The sequence below is a fragment of the Streptomyces sp. NPDC050617 genome (assembly GCF_040654795.1).
In the GTDB taxonomy this organism is placed as follows: Bacteria; Actinomycetota; Actinomycetes; order Streptomycetales; family Streptomycetaceae; genus Streptomyces.
Map to the genome: position 1 here is coordinate 313,482 of NZ_JBFAIS010000006.1, position 17,152 is coordinate 330,633.

Below are 17,152 nucleotides of genomic sequence, written 5' to 3' on the forward strand. Positions count from 1 at the left end.
AACCATCTGCGGTCAGGCCATATCGCCAGAGCCACAACCACGGGCTGCCGGTCCCCTCCGCTCCACCAAGACGCTGAGGAAACCGGAGTCACCCTGATCGGCAACTTCGAGTGCGTACCGAGTGGCTGCCACACGGTCTCCCGCCAGTTCTCGCAATCGAACCAGATCGCTTAACGCACGATTGTGACCGCAAAGCGCAGCCCGGCGCAGATGTGCCCCAGCGCCGACCAGGCACTTCCCGCAGCCGTCCCAGGGCGGTTCCACCACATCCATATGCACACCACGCACCGCTCCTCCGTTTTCGGCCAGGAAGAGTACGGAGATTTGGCGGCCACAGGACGAACTTGGGTCAGCCCAGGAAACTCAGCCGCACCTGGCGCCGCGGGTTGTCCACGTTCGTGTCGACGAGGCAGACGGACTGCCAGGTGCCCAGTTCCAGCCTGCCCGCCAGGACCGGGAGGGTCGCGTGCGGTGCGACCAGGGCGGGGAGCACATGGTCGCGGCCGTGGCCCGGGGTGCCGTGGCGGTGGTGCCAGCGGTCGTCGGCGGGGAGCAGGTCGCGCAGGAGCTCGATGAGGTCGTCGTCGCTGCCCGCGCCGGTTTCGAGGATCGCGACGCCGGCGGTGGCATGCGGCACGAAGATGTTGAGGAGACCGTCGCGGTCGGGGGCCTCGTCGCGGAGGAACGCCTCGCAGTCGCCGGTCAGGTCGTACACCGTCTGCGTGGAGCCGGTGGTGATGTCCAGGATGCTGGTCCGAAAAGCGTCTGCCATGGCCCCATCCTCGTGCATGCGCCGGTGCTCGCGCATGCGACGGCGCCCGCGCGCGTGCCCCGCCCCCCGTACGTACGCCCGTAAGACTGCCGCAACAAAGGTCCGCCCACTGAGACGGCCATTGCCCCGGCGGCACGCGGATCGCTACGTTCTCGGCATGTCTACGTCAGCCCGGCTCATCACGCGCGGTCACATCGACCTGTTGCGGGTGGCCTCCGCCGCGTGTCGTCGCGCCCGCTGACTCTTCTTCCGCATTTCTCCCCCTCTGCCTTACGTACTCCCCCTCGCGTCTCGTGCGCCGCCGTGCCCGGCCCCGGGCAGGGCCGCTGACGCGTACCCCGCCGCTGCCCCGGAGCCCTCATGAGCGTCAGCCATGCCCCGCCGGAGATCCCGCCGCCCCTTGAACGCATCACTCCCCTCGGCTCGCGCCGCTCGCGGTCGCCGCGCCGGCTGCGGCGCGCCTGGGGGCCCGTACTGCTGCTCGCGGCATGGCAGGCGGCCAGTTCCACCGGGCTGCTGCGGCCCGACGCGCTCGGGTCGCCGGGGGCGATGGCCTCGACCGCACGCGACATGCTCGCGGACGGGACGCTGCCGTCCGCGATGCTGGTCTCGGTGCAGCGCGTGGCCGTCGGGCTGGTGCTCGGCGTCGTCGTCGGGACCGGGCTCGCGCTCGTGTCCGGGCTGTCTCGGCTCGGCGAGGATCTGCTGGACGCGACCGTGCAGATGCTGCGGAGCATTCCGTGGGTCGGGGCGATCCCGCTGTTCATCATCTGGCTGGGCATCGGCGAGGCGCCGAAGGTCGCGCTGATCGCGCTCGGGGTCGCCTTCCACCTCTATCTCAACGTCTACGCGGGGATTCGTGGGGTCGATCCGCACCTCGTGGAGGCGGGCGGTTCGCTGGGGCTCGGCCGGTGGGGGCTGATCCGGCATGTCGTGCTGCCGGGCGCGCTGCCAGGGGCCATGACCGGACTGCGCTACGCGCTCGCCACCGCCTGGCTGGCGCTGGTCTTCGGCGAGCAGATCAACGCCGACGACGGCATCGGGTTCCTGATGAACCAGGCGCGGGAGTTTCTGCGCACCGACGTGATCGTGGTGTGTCTCGTGGTCTACGCCGTGCTCGGCCTCGTCGCCGATGTCATCGTCCGCTTCCTCGAAAGGCTGCTGCTGCAATGGCGACCGACCTTCACGGGCCAGTGAGCCCTTCCGCCGACGGCGCGCCCGGCGTCGGTTCCGCCGACGGCCCCGCGGCCGTCCGGGTATCGGGGCTGACCCGGTCCTTCGGCGACCGCGCCGTCATCGACCAGCTTGAACTGTCCATCGAGAAGGGCGAGTTCGTCGCACTGCTCGGCCGCAGCGGCTGCGGCAAGTCGACGCTGCTGCGGGTGCTGGCCGGGCTGGACCGGGAGATCGAGGGCGAGGTGCTCGTACCGCACCGCAGGGCCGTCGCCTTTCAGGCACCCCGGCTGATGCCGTGGAAGCGGGTGTGGCGCAATGTGCTGCTGGGGCTGCCCGGCCGGCCGGACCGCGAGCGCGCCGAGCAGGCCCTGACGGAGGTCGGCCTCGGCCACCGGACCGACGCCTGGCCCGCGACGCTCTCCGGCGGCGAGGCACAGCGCGCCTCCCTCGCGCGGGCGCTCGTACGGGAGCCCGATCTGCTCCTCCTCGACGAGCCGTTCGGCGCCCTGGACGCGCTGACCCGCATCACGGCGCAGCGGCTGGTGGCGGAGTTGTGGCAGCGGCGCGGCTGCGCGGTGCTGCTGGTCACGCACGACGTCGAGGAGGCGCTGCTGCTCGCCGACCGGGTGCTGGTGATGGACCGGGGCGTGATCGCGTACGAGCGGACGGTCGAGCTGGAGCGCCCGCGCGACGTCGCCGGCCCGGCCTTCGCCACCCTGCGCACCGAACTCCTCGGGCGGCTGGGCGTGGCGGGGACGGGAGAGGGCTCCCGCGACACGCCGAACACGTCGAACGCGCCGGACACGCCGAACAGGTCGAATACGCCGGACGCGCGGGACACGCGGGATGCTCCCAACGCTCCCGGTACACCGGTCGATCCGTCCCCCGGCGACTCACCCGGCCCGCCCCACACCGCTCCCGGCCCGGTGCCCGCGCCCGTATCCGCGTGACGGCGACAGCGGCTGCCCCGCCTCCCCCACGAAATACAACGACGATCGGACCTGCGACATGAGACGGCCCCCGCGCCCCTCCCCTCTGCCCTTCCTCCTGCTTCCCCTCCTGGCGCTCGCCCTGACCGCCTGCGGCGGTTCCTCCGCCGCCGACGTGGGCGGCCGGACCGACGGCAAGGGGCCGATGACGCTGAACGTCGGTGACCAGAGGGGCGGTTCGGAGGCTGTGCTGCGGGCCGCCGGGGAGCTGGACGGCCTGACGTACAAGATCAAGTGGTCGACGTTCACGTCCGGGCCGCCGCTGCTGGAGTCGGTCAACGCCGGGGCGGTGGACGTCGGCGGGGTCGGCAACACGCCGCCCGTCTTCGCCGCCGCCGCGAAGTCGAAGATCAAGATCGTGGCGGCCACGCACGGGTCGGCGGCGGCCGACGCGATCCTGGTCCGCTCGGACTCGCCGCTGAAGCGGACCGCTGACCTGCGGGGCAGGTCCATCGCGGTGGCGCAGGGCAGTTCCGCGCACTACCAGCTCGTGGTGTCGCTGGCGAAGGCCGGGCTGTCGCCGAAGGACGTACGGCTGAGCCTGCTCCAGCCGGCCGACGCGCTGGCCGCGTTCAGCCGCGGCAAGGTGGACGCCTGGGCGGTCTGGGACCCGTACACCTCGCAGGCGCTGCGCAACGCCGGCGCCCGTACGCTCACGACCGGGCAAGGCGTGGTCAACGGCCTGAGCTTCCAGGTCGCCGCGCCGGGCGCGCTCGCGGACGGCAAGAAGTCGGCGGCGGTCAAGGACTATGTCGAGCGGCTGCGCCGGGCGCAGGACTGGGTGCACCGGCACCCGGAGGATTGGGCCGAGGTGTGGGCGAAGGACACCGGGCTGCCGTACGACGTGGCGCTGGACGCCGTGCGGCGCAGCGCGGGCACGCGGGTTCCGGTGGCCGTGGACGATGCGGCCGTCGCCGCCGAACAGAAGATCGTCGACACCTTCGCGCGGCTCGGGCTCATCCCCCGCGCGTACCGCTTCGCGGACTTCGTGGACCGCGGGTTCAACGGTTCCCTGCCGCCGTCCACCACCGCGCCGCGCACCTATGGAAAGGCTTCCTGATGTCCGTACACCTGCACTGGTTCCTGCCGACGGGCGGCGACGGCCGTACGCTCGTGGACCGCCACGCCTATACGGACGGCGGCATCAAGCGCTCGCGCATCACGCCGGTGAGCGGGGTGCGCGCGCCCGACATCGACTATCTGACGCAGATCGCCAAGGCGGCCGAGCAGCTGGGGTTCGAGGCGGTGCTGACGCCGACGGGCACGTGGTGCGAGGACGCGTGGCTGACGACGGTGGCGCTCTCGCAGCACACGGAGCGGCTGAAGTTCCTGGTGGCGTTCCGGCCGGGGGTGATCTCGCCGGTGCTGGCGGCGCAGATGGCGGCCACGTATCAGCGCATCACGCGCGGCAGGCTGCTGCTGAACGTGGTGACGGGCGGCGACTCCACCGAGCAGCGGCGCTTCGGCGACCACGTGGACCACGACCGGCGCTACGCGCGGACCGCCGAGTTCCTGGAGGTCGTACGCGGGGTGTGGGGCGGTACGCCCTTCGACTTCGACGGTGAGCACTACCAGGTCAGCGGGGGCCTCACGGCGCTGCCGCCCGATCCGCTGCCGGAGATCTTCTTCGGCGGGTCCTCGGCCGCGGCGGGCCCGGTCGCCGCCCGGCACGCCGATGTCTATCTGACGTGGGGCGAACCGCCGGAGCAGGTGAAGCGGAAGATCGACTGGATCGGCGGACTCGCGGAGCGCGAAGGCCGTACGGTGCGCTTCGGCATCAGACTGCACGTGATCTCGCGGGACTCCTCGCGCGAGGCATGGGCGACGGCCGACCGGCTGCTGGACGACCTCGACGACGACACGGTGCGCGCCGCGCAGCAGGCCCTGGGCAAGAGCGAGTCGGTGGGGCAGCAGCGGATGCTGGCGCTGCACGGCGGCGAGCGCGACAAGCTGGAGATCTCGCCGAACCTGTGGGCGGGCATCGGCCTGGTACGGGGCGGCGCGGGCACGGCCCTGGTCGGCTCCCACGCCGAGGTCGCGGACCGGATCGAGGAGTACCACGCGCTGGGTATCGAGCACTTCGTGCTCTCGGGCTACCCGCACCTGGAAGAGGCGTACTGGTTCGGCGAGGGCGTGACCCCGGAACTGGCGGCCCGCGGCCTCCTGCCACGGCTCCCGGCGTCGCCCCTGGCAGGCGTCCCCGCAGCCAATGGCCGTCCGGCCTCGGCTCCTGGGGGCGCGCCGCTGCTGCTCTCGGGCGGGCGGTAGGGACGGGCGGGCACCTGGCGGCCCGGCCGGGCCGGTGCCGGCGTGCCCGTCGCTAGAGCTCGTGGTCCCGGGCCAGCTCCTCCCAGGGAAGGCCGCGCAGCACAAGGTCGGCGTCGTCGCCCGACGGAACGTCCAAGCCGGTCTGGAACCAGATCACGGTGAGAGCGGAACGGTGCAGCACCGGGTCGAGTTCAGGGGCGATCGCCGTCGAGCGGAAGGCGCCGACGCAGGCCACGGGAGGGAGTACCTCAACGGGGCCGAAGTGGCCGGCAGTCCTGTCCGGGTACTCAAGGGAAGGGGGAACCAGATGGATCGGCGTGGTGGGAAACGCACGTTCAGCCTGCCGCTGGAGGCTCCCGACCACCATGTTGTTGACGAGCTTGCACGGGTAGCCCTCCAGCATCCCTCCGTAGGTCGAGGTCATGCGCAGGTCGGTGAGTTCCACCGAACGTCCGGACGAGAAGGCTATGCAGCTCAGTGACATGCCGACACCTTAAGTGGCCGCGCCGCCGCATGGTCGACGGCACTGCCCGTACCGGCTCGCCCGCCGGATCGTGTACCGCACGGTGGCCCCCCACGGCCGGCCCACCACCGCCGGCGGGCTGCCGGCCCTCCCCCGGAGCGGCGAACGACGCCTGCGGTCCGTGTCCTTCACGCACGGCACCGAACTGGCCGAGAAAGCCGTCGCCTCCGTCTCGACCAAGGTCTGAGCGCAGGCCCCCGCCCTGACCTACGCGTCCGCCGGAATCGCCCTCACGCTCGCAGTCTCAGGCAGGGCGCGCTGCCGGCCGGGCCCGCGCGCGTACGGCGGGACGCGCGCGTACGGCGGGACGTGCGCGTATGGGGGGGCTGGTGCGTACAGGGGGCTGGTGCGTACGGGGAGGGCGTGTGTGTACGGGCGCCCGGAGGCGGGTTCGGCTTGCCGATGTCACAGTGGGGCGTCGGGGGCGGGTTGGGCGCCGTTGTGGCCGCCGTCGCCTTGCCGGGCGGGAGGCAGTGTCAGTCTGGGCAGGGTGTAGCCGACCAGCGGCCCTATGCCGGCGGCGAAGAGGACGGTGGCCACGCCCACGCTGCCGCCCAGCAGCCAGCCGACGGCGAGCACGCTCGCCTCTATCCCGGCGCGGGCCGCGATCAGCGGGATGCCGCGGCGCGCGAGCCCGGTCATCAGCCCGTCGCGAGGACCGGGTCCCCATCCGGCTCCGACATACAGTCCCGTGGCGACGGCGATGCCGGTCACGGCCAGGACCACGAACGCGACGCGCACGCCCCAGTGTTCAGGCGCGGGGATCCAGTCGATGCCCAGGTCTACGAACGGGCCCACCATCAGCGCGTTCGCGGCCGTGCCCAGTCCGGGCCGCTGGCGCAGCGGCACCCACAGCGCCAGCAGGGCCAGCGAGACGGCGACGGTGGTCTGGCCCAGCGTGAACCCGGTGACCCGCGCGAGACCTTGCGAGAACACGGTCCACGGATCGGTGCCGAGGCGGGCTTTCACCAGCACCGCCTGGCTCATCCCGTACAGCGCCAGACCCACCGCTATCCGCAGCGAGCGCTGCCCGGGACGGTCGTCAAGACGCGCCATGGCCGTGAGCGGCAGACGCCAGGAGCGCATCGGCGGCGCGCGCCGCCGCGGTCGTGGCCGCGCTCGCCTCGCCGGGGCCGTGTACGAGGACCCGCGCGGCGACTCCGTCGATCAGCAGCAGCAGTTGCGAGGCGAGTTCGTCCGGGCGGTCGTACCCGGCCTCCACGCACAGTTCCCGCAGCACGTGCAGCAGCCACTGCTTCTCGGTCCGTACGGCGGCGGTCACCGCGTCGTCCGCGGCGGACTCGGCGGCGGCGTTGAGGAAGGCGCAGCCCCGGCCGTTGCCGTGCTCGTACGAGGACGCGAGCCAGTCGAACAGGGCGGTCAGGCGCGGCGTTCCGGGCTCCTCGTCCGCCAGGCGTACGGCGAGGTCGGCCGCGATGCGCTGCTGTCGCGCCTCCAACGCGCCGACCGCGAGCGCCGACTTGGAGGCGAAATGCGCGTACACGGTCGGCTTGGTCGCCTTGGCCGCTCGGGCGACGGTGTCGATGTTCGTCCCGGTGATGCCCTGCTCGTAGAAGACCTGCTCGGCGGCGGCCAGCAGACGAGCGCGTGAGGTCGTTTTCCGCTGCATTATTTTAACTTACCAGATAGTTAAATTAGACCTTGGCGGATCCACTATTCACTGGAAGGGACTCGTCGGCCAAGTGCGCTCCGCCCGGCGGGCTCAGGCGTAGGCGTCCTCGACGGCGACTCGGCGCACCGTGCGCAGCGTTGACCGGAGGCTGTCCAGATCGGTCGAGCCCAGAGCGAGGCGGAGCGCCTGCGGCGTGTGCGCCGAGGTGGTGAACGGCTCCGCCGTGGAGACCGAGATGTGCCGGCGCGCGAGGGTGGCGGTCAGGCGGTCGGCGCGCGCGTCGTCGGGCAGTGGCAGCCAGGTGAAGTACGACGAGGGGTGGCCGATGAGCGGGAGGCCCGCCAACTCCTCTCTTACGACTGTCTGGCGCGCCTTGGCGTCGTCCCGTTTCCGCGCTTCCAAGTGGTTCACCGTGCCGTCGTCGAGCCAGCGGCAGGCGATGGCCGTGGTGAGGGCCGGGGTGTTCCAAGTGGTCGCCCGGATGGCGCGTTCGAACGCGGGCACCGCGGGCGGCGGGGCGAGGACGAAGCCGACCCGCAGGCCGGTGGCGATGCTCTTGGACAGTCCCGAGACGTAGACGGTGATGTCCGGCGCGGTGGCGGCCAGAGGCGGTGGCGGGTCCTCGGCCAGGTAGGCGTATGAGGCGTCCTCGATGATGAGCAGACCGTGCTGTCGAGCGATCCCGATCAGGCGGGCGCGGTCGGTTGTCGGCATGACCCAGCCCAGCGGGTTGTGCAGGGTGGGCATGGTGTAGATCGCACGCACCGGGCGGGTCGCGCACAGGTGCTCCAGGGCATCGAGATCCGGCCCGTCGGCGGTGGTGGGGATGGGCTCCAGGTCGAGATGGAAGGCGTGCGCGAGCACCTTGAAACCCGGGTAGGTGAGCGCGTCGACCGCGACGACGTCGCCGACGTTCAGCGTGGCCATGATGGTGATGGCCAGGCCGTGCTGGGCGCCGTTGGCGATGAGGATCCGTTCCGCGTCGGCGGTGATTCCCCGGCGTCCGAGGTGTCGCGCGATGGACGCCCTGTCCTGCGGACGGCCTCGATGCGGCTGGTAGCGCAGCAGCGAGTCGAGATCGCCGGAGGTGGCCACCTCCCGCAGGGCCTGCCGCAGGAGATCGGCCTGACCGGGCAGCGACGGGTAGTTGAAGTTGAGGTCGACCGCGTCCGCGGCGACGGCCTGCTGGTCGATGCCGTGACCGGCGGGGACCGCGATGTCCCGCACGAACGTGCCGCGGCCCTGCTCCCGGCTCACCAGGCCCATCGCTTCCAGTTCGGCGTACACCCGGGTCGCGGTCACCACGGCGATGCCCTCGCGGGCGGCGAGAGCGCGGTGCGTCGGCAGCCGCGCACCTGCGGCGAGTCGCCCGGCCCGGATGTCGGACGCGAGCGCGTCGACCAGCTTCTTATATCGCGAGGCTGCCATGCGCCGGATTGTATCCATGACAATTCTTTGACTGTCCTGTTCCCGGGTCCTTACCGTCGAGCCCTGCTCCTCCCCCGTCGAGCCCCGCGCCTCGCCTTCGAGCCCAACTCGTCACCGCCGAGCCCCGCTCCTCACCTCCGAGCCCTACTCGCCACCGCCGAGCACCGCGCCTCACCTCCGAGCCCAACTCGCCACCGCCGAGCCCTACTCGCCATCAGCAAGCCCCACTCACCCGGAAAGGACAGCCGTCATGCACATCGCCATCCTCACCTTCGAGGGCTACAACGAGCTCGACTCCCTGATCGCGCTCGGTGTGCTCAACCGCGTCAAGACCGATGACTGGCGCGTCACCATCGCGACGCCCAGCCCCAAGGTGACGTCGATGAACGGGGTGGTCATCGAGCAGATGTCCACCCTTGAGGAGGCGTGCGCCGCTGACGCCGTCATCGTCGGCAGCGGCATCGCCACCCGCGAGGTCACCGAAGACCCGGCGATCATGAACGTCCTGCGCGGCCTGGACCCCTCGCGCCAGCTCATCGCGGCGCAGTGCTCCGGCGCGCTCGTACTGGCCAGGCTCGGCCTGCTCGACTCCGTCCCCGCGTGCACCGACCTGACCACGAAGCCCTGGGTCGTCGCCGCGGGCGTCGAGGTCCTCAACCAGCCCTTCTACGCCGAGGACAACATCGCCACCGCAGGCGGCTGCCTGGCCTCGCACTACCTCGCTGCCTGGATCATCGCCCGCCTTGAGGGCAATGACGCAGCCGAAGGCGCGCTGCACTATGTCGCCCCGGTCGGCGAGAAGGAGGAGTACGTCGAGCGCGCCTGGCGCAACATCACCCCCTACCTGCCCGCTCCCGCACCAGCGCTCGCCTGACCACCCCCACGACCGAGCTCGGGCCGGGCGCGTCACGCCGGGAAGGAATCGACCCCCTCCACCGTTAGTAGAAACATGAACAACCCCGAGGCGCGCGAAGTCGACGTCGTCGTCATAGGCGCCGGCCAGGCCGGCCTGTCCAGCGCCTACCACCTGCGACGCGCCGGCTACCGGCCCGGCCACGGCTTCGTCGTGCTGGATCACGCGCCGCACCCCGGCGGCGCCTGGCAGTTCCGGTGGCCCTCGCTCACGTACGGCAAAGTGCACGGAATGTACGCGCTGCCCGGTATGGAACTGACCGGGGCCGATCCCTCGCGGCCGTCCTCCGAGGTGATCGGGGAGTACTTCACGGCGTATGAGCGCGCCTTCGCCCTGCGGGTTCACCGGCCGGTGGACGTGGCGGAGGTGCACGACGGCGAGGGCGGGCGGTTGCTCGTACGGGCTTCGGACGGCGACTGGTCGGCGCGTGCCCTGATCAACGCGACCGGCACCTGGGACCGGCCCTTCTGGCCGCGCTATCCCGGTCAGGAGACGTTCCGGGGGCGTCAGCTGCACACTGCGAACTATCCGGGGCCGCAGGAGTTCGCAGGTCAGCGCGTGCTCGTCGTGGGCGGCGGGGCGTCCGGGACACAGCATCTGATGGAGATCGCGGAGGTGGCGGCCAGTACGACGTGGGTGACGCGGCGAGAGCCCGTCTTCCGTGAGGGGCCGTTCGACGAGCAAGCCGGCCGGGAAGCGGTGGCGCTCGTCGAGGAGCGCGTACGGCAGGGGCTGCCGCCGCGGAGCGTCGTCTCGGTGACCGGTCTGCCCCTGACGGACGCGGTGCGGCGAGCCCGGGAACAGGGCGTACTGGACCGGCAGCCGATGTTCGACCGCATCACGCCGACCGGGGTGGCCTGGGACGACGGCGCGCGAGGGCGAGCGCCCCGGACCGTGGACGTCGACGTCATCGTCTGGGCCACCGGGTTCCGCCCCGCCATCGACCACCTCGCCCCCCTCAAGCTGCGCGAGAGCGGCGGCGGGATCAGGGTCGAGGGGACCCGCGCGGTGCGCGACGCGCGTGTGCATCTGGTGGGGTATGGCCCGTCGGCGAGCACGATCGGGGCGAACCGGGCGGGCCGAATGGCCGTACGCGACATCCGCGAACTGCTCTCGCGCGAACCGGCGACGGCGACAGCCACGGTGGCGACTGCGACGGCTAATACGGCTACGGCGACGATGGCCGCCACCGCCTGAACCGCCTGGCGGACGGCTCGTACCGACCCCGGTGGAGGGTGCGTTCCGTCCCCAAGTCGACGGCTCGCACCGTCCCCCAGTCGCCGGTCAGACGCCTCCCGACACTATGAGCAAGGCGTGACAGACATCGGATGAATCCTTCACAGCCATAGGCCCCTGGGGCAGTATGGCCGCAGGCTCGAAGGAGGTTCCGTGCGCGTCGCGCTCTTTGTCACCTGCGTCAACGACACTCTCTATCCGCACACCGGGCAGGCCGTCGTCACCCTGCTGGAGCGGCTCGGCGTCGAGGTGGACTTTCCGCCCGCGCAGACGTGCTGCGGGCAGCCGCAGTTCAACACGGGGTACCGGCACGAGACCGAGCCGCTGGTGCGCCGCTATGCCGCGGCCTTCCGGGAGTACGACTACGTGGTCACGCCGTCCGGTTCGTGCGCCGCGATGGTCCGCGACAACTACCCGCGGATCGGCGCGAAGGCGTCCGCCGAGGGGCGGGGCGAGGAGCTGACCGAGGCCGCGGCCAGCGCGGTGCCGAAGACGTACGAGCTGACGGAGTTCCTCGTGGACGTGCTGGGTGTGACGGACGTCGGCGCGTACTACCCGCACACCGTCACCTACCACCCGACCTGCCACGGGCTGCGGATGCTCGGCCTCGGCGACCGGCCGCGGCGGCTGCTGGAGCACGTCAAGGGCATCGAGCTGCGCGAGCTGGCGGGCGCGGACGAGTGCTGCGGCTTCGGCGGCACGTTCGCCGTCAAGAACGCCGCCGTCTCGGCCGCGATGGGGGCCGACAAGGCGCGCGCCATCGTGGACACCGGGGCCGAGGCCATCTGCACCGTCGACAACTCCTGCCTCATGCACATCGGCGGCACCCTGGCCCGGCAGGGCGCGGCGGCCCGGCCCGTACACATCGCCGAGATCCTGGCCGCCACAGAAGGCGCCGCGGAAGACACCGCGGAGGGCTCCCCGCCGTCCGCCGCTCCCGCCGCCGAAAGGAGCCCGCGGTGACCCGTACGTACCTCGGCATGCCCGGCAGCCACCCCGCCGCCTCCCGCGCGCCGTTCCCCGAGGCCGCGGCGGCGTCCACCCAGGACGCCCAGCTCCGCGGCAACCTCCGGCACGCCACCCACACCATCCGCGCCAAGCGCGCCAAGGCCGTCGCGGAACTCGACGACTGGGGCGCGCTGCGCGCCGCCGGAGCCGCCGTCAAGGACCGGACGCTCCGTCACCTCGACCACTATCTGGAGCAGTTGGAGGAGTCCGTCACCCGCGCCGGGGGCACCGTGCACTGGGCGGCGGACGCGGACGAGGCGAACCGCATCGTCACCCGGCTCGTGCGGGAGACCGGCGAGCGCGAGGTCGTCAAGGTCAAGTCGATGGCGACGCAGGAGATCGGGCTCAACGAGGCGCTGGCCGAGGCCGGGATCAGCGCGTACGAGACCGACCTCGCGGAGCTCATCGTGCAGCTCGGCGACGACCTGCCGTCGCACATCCTGGTCCCGGCGATCCACCGCAACCGCGGCGAGATTCGCGACATCTTCCGCGAGAAGATGGCCGCCTGGGGCCGCCCCGCGCCGGACGCCCTCACCGACGACCCGCGCGAGCTCGCGGAGGCGGCGCGGCTGCATCTGCGCGAGAAGTTCCTGAACGCCAAGGTGGGAATCTCGGGCGCGAACTTCATGGTGGCCGAGACGGGCACGCTGGTCGTCGTCGAGTCCGAGGGCAACGGGCGGATGTGCCTGACCCTCCCCGAGACGCTCATCTCGGTGGTCGGCATCGAGAAGACCGTGCCGACGTGGCAGGACCTGGAGGTGTTCCTCCAACTGCTGCCCCGCTCCTCGACGGCCGAGCGGATGAACCCCTACACCTCCACCTGGACCGGCACCGCCGACGGCGACGGCCCGCGGAACTTCCACCTCGTGCTGCTCGACAACGGCCGTACCGACACGCTCGCCGACCGGGTCGGCCGACAGGCGCTGCGCTGCATCCGCTGCTCGGCCTGTCTCAATGTGTGCCCGGTCTACGAGCGGGCCGGCGGCCACGCGTACGGGTCGGCGTACCCCGGCCCGATCGGCGCGATCCTCACCCCGCAACTGCGCGGCGTCAGCGGCTCGCTGGAGGCGTCGCTGCCGTACGCGTCCTCGCTGTGCGGCGCGTGCTACGAGGTGTGCCCGGTCGCCATCGACATCCCGGAGGTGCTGGTCCACCTGCGGGAGCGGGTCGTCGAGGGCGGCGAGGTGACGCTCCGCGGCTCGAAGGCGGTGATCAAACCGGCGAAGGGCCACGCCGCCGAACGGGCCGCGATGCGGGCCTCCCGCTGGGCGCTCGACCATCCCGGCGCGCTCCGGCGCGGCCAGCGGCTCGCGTCCCGTACCCGCCGGCTGCATCCCAAGCGGCTGCCCGGCCCCGGCCGCGCCTGGTCGGACACGCGCGAGCTGCCCGAGGTGCCTGCGGAGTCGTTCCGTGACTGGTGGGCCCGTACGCGCGGCGAGAGGGGCACGAAGTGAGCAGCAGGGAACGGGTGCTGGGGCGCGTACGACGCGCGCTCGCGGACGTGCCGCGCGACGAGCGGCCCGAGGACCATCCGGTGGCGCGCGACTACCGGCGGACGCACGGCGACCGTACGCACGCCGAGCGGGTCGATCTGCTCGCCGAGAACCTGGCGGAGTACCGCGCCGACGTGCACCGCTGCGCGCCCTCCGAGCTGCCGGAGACGATCGCGCGGCTGCTGGGCGAGCACGGTTCGCGCAGCGTCGTCGTGCCCGCCGGGCTGCCGCCGGAGTGGCTCGCGGAGGCGGACGCCGAGCGCGTGCCCGACGCGGCCGGTGACACGGCGCGCGACCTGGACGCGGTGGACAGCGTCGTCACGGGGTGCGCGGTCGCGATCGCCGAGACCGGCACCATCGTCCTCGACGCGGGGCCGGACCAGGGGCGCCGCCGGATCACGCTCGTGCCCGACCACCACATCTGCGTGGTACGGGCGCGGGAGCACGTCGTGGACTCGGTGGTGCAGGGGCTGGAACGGCTGGACCCGGCGCACCCGCTGACCTGGATCTCGGGGCCGTCGGCGACGAGCGACATCGAGCTGGACCGGGTGGAGGGCGTGCACGGGCCGCGCACCCTCGAAGTGATCATCGTGGAGGACGAGGCCGACGATCAGGGCTGACGTGCTCGGCCGGCCGGTTCCGTTTCCCGGGCTTCCTGCCTTCCGGGTCAGCCGACGACAGCCGCCTCGATGCCCGCTCCGCTCGCGATCAGGTACTCGTCCGCTCCCGGCGCGGCGGCCGTCTGGAGGCCGAGCGGCAGCCCGTCGGCGGTCCGGTCGGCGGGCACGGTCAGGGCAGGCGCTCCGGCGTAGCTCCACGGCAAGTTCATGATCGCGTTGCCGGTGGTGGCGATTCCGCGCGGCGCTGGTCCGGGAGCCGCGGGCATGATCCACAGGTCGATGCCCGCCTCTTCCATCGTGCGGGACAGGCGGGCGCGGAACTCCCCCCGGAACCGCAGCGCGCCCTCGTAGTCCGCCCGCGCGATGCCATGCCCCTGCCGGATGGCGGCGACCGTCTCCTCGCGGTAGTACCGCTCGTGGCGCGAGAACCAGTCGGCGTGGGCGCGGGCCACCTCGTAGCGGTTGACGAGGAACTGCTGCCGGACGATCTCCTCGTAATCCTCCATGAACGGGACCCGGAGGACCGGGAATCCGGCACTGACCAGCCGCTCCACCTGCTGTGCGAAGGCGGTCAGCGCCTCGTCGCCGGCGCGCCGGAGGTACGGGCCGTCCGGAACGCCGAGCACCGGCCGCCGGCCAGCGGACCCCCGGGCGACAGCGCCCCGGCCGACCGGCCGTCGATCGGCTGGCCCCCGGTCGTACGCGCCCGCCGCCCGCCAGCCGTCGCAGAGCACGGCGGCGGCCCGCGCCGCCCCCGCCACGTCGGGCGCGAAGACGCCGACCGCGTCCAGCGTGGGCGCGTTGTCGATAACTCCGGCGGTGGGGATGCGGCCGTGGGTGGGCTTGTAGCCGACCACTCCGCAGAAGGCCGCGGGGCGGATCACGGAGCCGACCGTCTGCGTGCCGATCGCCAGCTCCACCATGCCCGCCGCGACGGCGGCGGCCGAGCCGCTGCTGGAGCCGCCGGGCGTGTGCTCCAGGTTGCGCGGGTTGCGGGTGGGCCCCGGCGCGGTGACGGCGAACTCCGCCGTCACCGTCTTCCCGGCCACCAGCGCACCCGCCGCCCGCAACCGGTCGACCACCGCGGCCTGCGGGCCGTACAGGACCTCGGCGGGTACCTCGGACCCGGCGCGGGTGGGCAGGCCGTCGACGCGGACGATGTCCTTCACCCCGACCGCTACGCCGTACAGCGGAGGTTCGGCGGAGCCATCGGGGTGGCGCGCGGCCGTCTCGGCGGCCTCGGCGCGCAGCCGCTCGCGGCGGCCGGGCTCGGCGACGAAGGCCCGTACGTGCGCGTCCAGCCGCTCTATCCGGTCGCAGAGCCGGTCCGTGTCCGGCATCGGATTTCTCATGCTCACCGAGGTTACGGGGGTGTGCACGGGTACAGACAGGGGCTTCGGGCGGTGGCAGGATGCGGCACAACTCACTGATCATGTGGGACTGTTCGCCGATCGCAGCATGGAGGCGTCGTGTTCACCCGCTCAGCGCTGTCCGCCCTCGCCGCCGCCGCCGCCCTCGCCCTGCTGGTGGGCTGTACCAGCACCAAGGTCTCCGGATCGGACGGCTCGGAGCTGAGCCTGGTCGACAAGGGGAAGCTGAAAACCTGCACCCATCTGCCCTACGAGCCGTTCCAGGTCCGCAAGAACAACAAGATCGTGGGCTTCGATGTGGATCTGATGGACCTGGTCGCGGAGGACCTCAAGGTGAAGCAGGAGATCGTGGACACGCCCTTCGAGGGCATTCAGACCGGTGAGGATCTCAATACCCGGAAGTGCGATATCGCCGCGGCCGGAATGACGATCACGCCGGTGCGCGAGAAGAATCTGGACTTCACGGACAGCTATTTCGAGGCGACGCAGGCCCTGCTCGCCAAGAAGGGCGCGCCCTACCGCAGCCTCGGCGATCTCAAGGGAAAGCGGCTGGGCGTCCAGCAGGGCACGACGGGCGAGGTGTACGGGCGGAAGCACGCGCCGGGGGCCACCAAGGTCCAGTTCGAGGACCTGGCCCTGCTGCTCACGAACCTCAAGACCGGGCAGCTCGACGCGGTGGTCCACGACAACGGCGTCCTCCTGGACTACGCGAAGAAGAACCCGGAGCTGGCGGTGGTCGCCGAATTCCGTACGGGCGAGCAGTACGGCTTCGGCGTGCAGACCGGCAACGACGCGTTGCGCGAGGAGGTCAACAAGGTGCTCAAGAAGGCCAGGGCGGGCGGTCGCTACGACCGGATCTACCGCAAATGGTTCTCCACCTCCCCCGAGAAGTGAGGTGACTTCCCCTCATGGCCATGTCCCGCAGAAAGCGGTCCCGCGCGATACGCGCCGTCCAGTACGCCGTGCTCGTCGCCGTCCTGCTCACCCTGGTCTTCGCCGCCGACTGGGGAGAGATCCGGCGCGCCTTCTTCGACGGCGGGGTCGCGAAGGCCCAGTTCCCCGACATCATCACCACCGCACTGGTCAACACCGTCATCTACACCCTGCTCGGCTTCGGCTTCGGGCTGGCTCTCGGGCTCCTGCTGGCTCTTATGCGGCTCTCGGAGGTGCCGCCCTATCGCTGGCTGGCCGTCGCCTATATCGAGTTCTTCCGCGGCATTCCCACACTGCTGGTCTTCATCGCCCTGGGATTCGGTGTTCCGCTCGCCTTCCAGGTGGCCATCAATCAGTACGCGACGGTGATGCTGGCTCTCGGCCTGGTCGGCGCGGCCTATATGGCGGAGACGATACGGGCGGGGATCCAGGCGGTGCCCAAGGGGCAGACGGAGGCGGCGCGTTCGCTGGGCATGTCGCAGAGCCGGGCCATGGTGTCGATCGTGATTCCGCAGGCATTCCGGATCGTGTTGCCGCCGCTGACCAATGAGCTGATCCTGCTGACGAAGGATTCCTCGCTGGTGTATTTGCTGGGTCTCTCGCTCGACCAGTACGAACTGTCCAAGTTCGGCCGGGACGCCCTCAATCAGAACCGCAGCCTCACCCCGATCCTGATCGCGGGGCTCTGCTATCTGGTCATCACGCTGCCGCTCGGCCATCTCGTGCGGCGGCTCGAAGCCCGTACGGCGAGGGCGAGGTGAGCGGCATGGAAAACGGCATGGCAAGCGGC

At 71.6% G+C, this 17,152-nt stretch carries 18 protein-coding genes; 12 read left to right on the forward strand and 6 right to left on the reverse strand.

What is annotated here, in order from left to right:
- Window positions 1-349 precede the first annotated feature (349 nt).
- Window positions 350-772, reverse strand: coding sequence for a YjbQ family protein (locus AB0I49_RS11480; protein WP_363226663.1), 423 nt, complete (start codon window positions 770-772; stop codon window positions 350-352).
- Window positions 773-1,132: 360 nt separating this feature from the next.
- Between AB0I49_RS11480 and AB0I49_RS11485 the strand changes: the two genes are divergently transcribed.
- From AB0I49_RS11485 to AB0I49_RS11500, 4 genes are read left to right on the forward strand one after another with little or no spacing between them, the layout of a single operon-like run.
- The gene (locus tag AB0I49_RS11485) at window positions 1,133-1,969 is read left to right on the forward strand and encodes an ABC transporter permease (RefSeq protein WP_363226664.1); all 837 of its coding nucleotides are present in this window, start codon (window positions 1,133-1,135) and stop codon (window positions 1,967-1,969) included.
- The gene (locus AB0I49_RS11490) at window positions 1,942-2,898 is read left to right on the forward strand and encodes an ABC transporter ATP-binding protein (protein WP_363226665.1); all 957 of its coding nucleotides are present in this window, start codon (window positions 1,942-1,944) and stop codon (window positions 2,896-2,898) included. Before AB0I49_RS11485 ends, AB0I49_RS11490 begins: the two co-directional genes overlap by 28 nt.
- Before the next feature lie 58 nt (window positions 2,899-2,956).
- Window positions 2,957-3,997 carry an ABC transporter substrate-binding protein gene (locus AB0I49_RS11495; protein ID WP_363226666.1) on the forward strand — a complete coding sequence of 347 codons (1,041 nt, stop codon included), beginning with the start codon at window positions 2,957-2,959 and terminating at the stop codon, window positions 3,995-3,997.
- A complete protein-coding gene (locus AB0I49_RS11500; protein WP_363226667.1) occupies window positions 3,997-5,205 on the forward strand; it encodes an LLM class flavin-dependent oxidoreductase in 1,209 nt (402 codons plus the stop codon). The genes AB0I49_RS11495 and AB0I49_RS11500 overlap by 1 nt, the downstream gene beginning before the upstream one ends.
- Before the next feature lie 52 nt (window positions 5,206-5,257).
- Here AB0I49_RS11500 and AB0I49_RS11505 read toward each other — a convergent pair whose 3' ends face one another.
- On the reverse strand, window positions 5,258-5,689 hold the full coding sequence (locus AB0I49_RS11505; protein WP_363226668.1) for a hypothetical protein: 432 nt from the start codon (window positions 5,687-5,689) through the stop codon (window positions 5,258-5,260).
- Between the two features lie 13 nt (window positions 5,690-5,702).
- Here AB0I49_RS11505 and AB0I49_RS11510 point away from each other — a divergent pair, with 13 nt between their 5' ends.
- A complete protein-coding gene (locus AB0I49_RS11510; protein WP_363226669.1) occupies window positions 5,703-5,915 on the forward strand; it encodes a hypothetical protein in 213 nt (70 codons plus the stop codon).
- 218 nt (window positions 5,916-6,133) lie between these two features.
- On the opposite strand, the gene AB0I49_RS11515 is transcribed toward AB0I49_RS11510, so the two are convergent.
- From AB0I49_RS11515 to AB0I49_RS11525, 3 genes are all read right to left on the reverse strand, one after another.
- A complete protein-coding gene (locus AB0I49_RS11515; protein ID WP_363226671.1) occupies window positions 6,134-6,784 on the reverse strand; it encodes a hypothetical protein in 651 nt (216 codons plus the stop codon).
- On the reverse strand, window positions 6,771-7,358 hold the full coding sequence (locus tag AB0I49_RS11520) for a TetR/AcrR family transcriptional regulator (RefSeq protein ID WP_363226672.1): 588 nt from the start codon (window positions 7,356-7,358) through the stop codon (window positions 6,771-6,773). Before AB0I49_RS11520 ends, AB0I49_RS11515 begins: the two co-directional genes overlap by 14 nt.
- A gap of 93 nt (window positions 7,359-7,451) precedes the next feature.
- Window positions 7,452-8,789: a PLP-dependent aminotransferase family protein gene (locus tag AB0I49_RS11525; protein ID WP_363226673.1), complete on the reverse strand. Its 1,338-nt coding sequence runs from the start codon at window positions 8,787-8,789 to the stop codon at window positions 7,452-7,454.
- A gap of 250 nt (window positions 8,790-9,039) precedes the next feature.
- On the opposite strand from AB0I49_RS11525, the gene AB0I49_RS11530 reads away from it, so the two are divergent.
- From AB0I49_RS11530 to AB0I49_RS11550, 5 genes are all read left to right on the forward strand, one after another.
- Window positions 9,040-9,663 (forward strand): DJ-1/PfpI family protein, encoded by a 624-nt coding sequence (locus AB0I49_RS11530; protein WP_363226674.1) that lies wholly within the window; start codon window positions 9,040-9,042, stop codon window positions 9,661-9,663.
- Between the two features lie 75 nt (window positions 9,664-9,738).
- Window positions 9,739-10,899 carry an NAD(P)-binding domain-containing protein gene (locus AB0I49_RS11535; protein WP_363226675.1) on the forward strand — a complete coding sequence of 387 codons (1,161 nt, stop codon included), beginning with the start codon at window positions 9,739-9,741 and terminating at the stop codon, window positions 10,897-10,899.
- Between the two features lie 192 nt (window positions 10,900-11,091).
- The gene (locus tag AB0I49_RS11540; RefSeq protein ID WP_363226676.1) at window positions 11,092-11,901 is read left to right on the forward strand and encodes a (Fe-S)-binding protein; all 810 of its coding nucleotides are present in this window, start codon (window positions 11,092-11,094) and stop codon (window positions 11,899-11,901) included.
- 17 nt (window positions 11,902-11,918) lie between these two features.
- The gene (locus tag AB0I49_RS11545; protein WP_363226721.1) at window positions 11,919-13,400 is read left to right on the forward strand and encodes a LutB/LldF family L-lactate oxidation iron-sulfur protein; all 1,482 of its coding nucleotides are present in this window, start codon (window positions 11,919-11,921) and stop codon (window positions 13,398-13,400) included.
- Window positions 13,397-14,059 (forward strand): lactate utilization protein C, encoded by a 663-nt coding sequence (locus AB0I49_RS11550; RefSeq protein WP_363226677.1) that lies wholly within the window; start codon window positions 13,397-13,399, stop codon window positions 14,057-14,059. Before AB0I49_RS11545 ends, AB0I49_RS11550 begins: the two co-directional genes overlap by 4 nt.
- Before the next feature lie 47 nt (window positions 14,060-14,106).
- Here the strand turns inward: AB0I49_RS11550 and AB0I49_RS11555 are convergent, their stop codons facing one another.
- Window positions 14,107-15,411, reverse strand: coding sequence for an amidase (locus AB0I49_RS11555; RefSeq protein WP_363226678.1), 1,305 nt, complete (start codon window positions 15,409-15,411; stop codon window positions 14,107-14,109).
- A gap of 117 nt (window positions 15,412-15,528) precedes the next feature.
- Between AB0I49_RS11555 and AB0I49_RS11560 the strand changes: the two genes are divergently transcribed.
- Both AB0I49_RS11560 and AB0I49_RS11565 read left to right on the forward strand, forming a co-directional pair.
- Window positions 15,529-16,323: an ABC transporter substrate-binding protein gene (locus AB0I49_RS11560; protein ID WP_363226679.1), complete on the forward strand. Its 795-nt coding sequence runs from the start codon at window positions 15,529-15,531 to the stop codon at window positions 16,321-16,323.
- Window positions 16,324-16,337: 14 nt separating this feature from the next.
- Window positions 16,338-17,123, forward strand: a complete 786-nt coding sequence (locus AB0I49_RS11565) for an amino acid ABC transporter permease (protein WP_363226680.1) — start codon at window positions 16,338-16,340, stop codon at window positions 17,121-17,123.
- Window positions 17,124-17,152 lie beyond the last annotated feature (29 nt).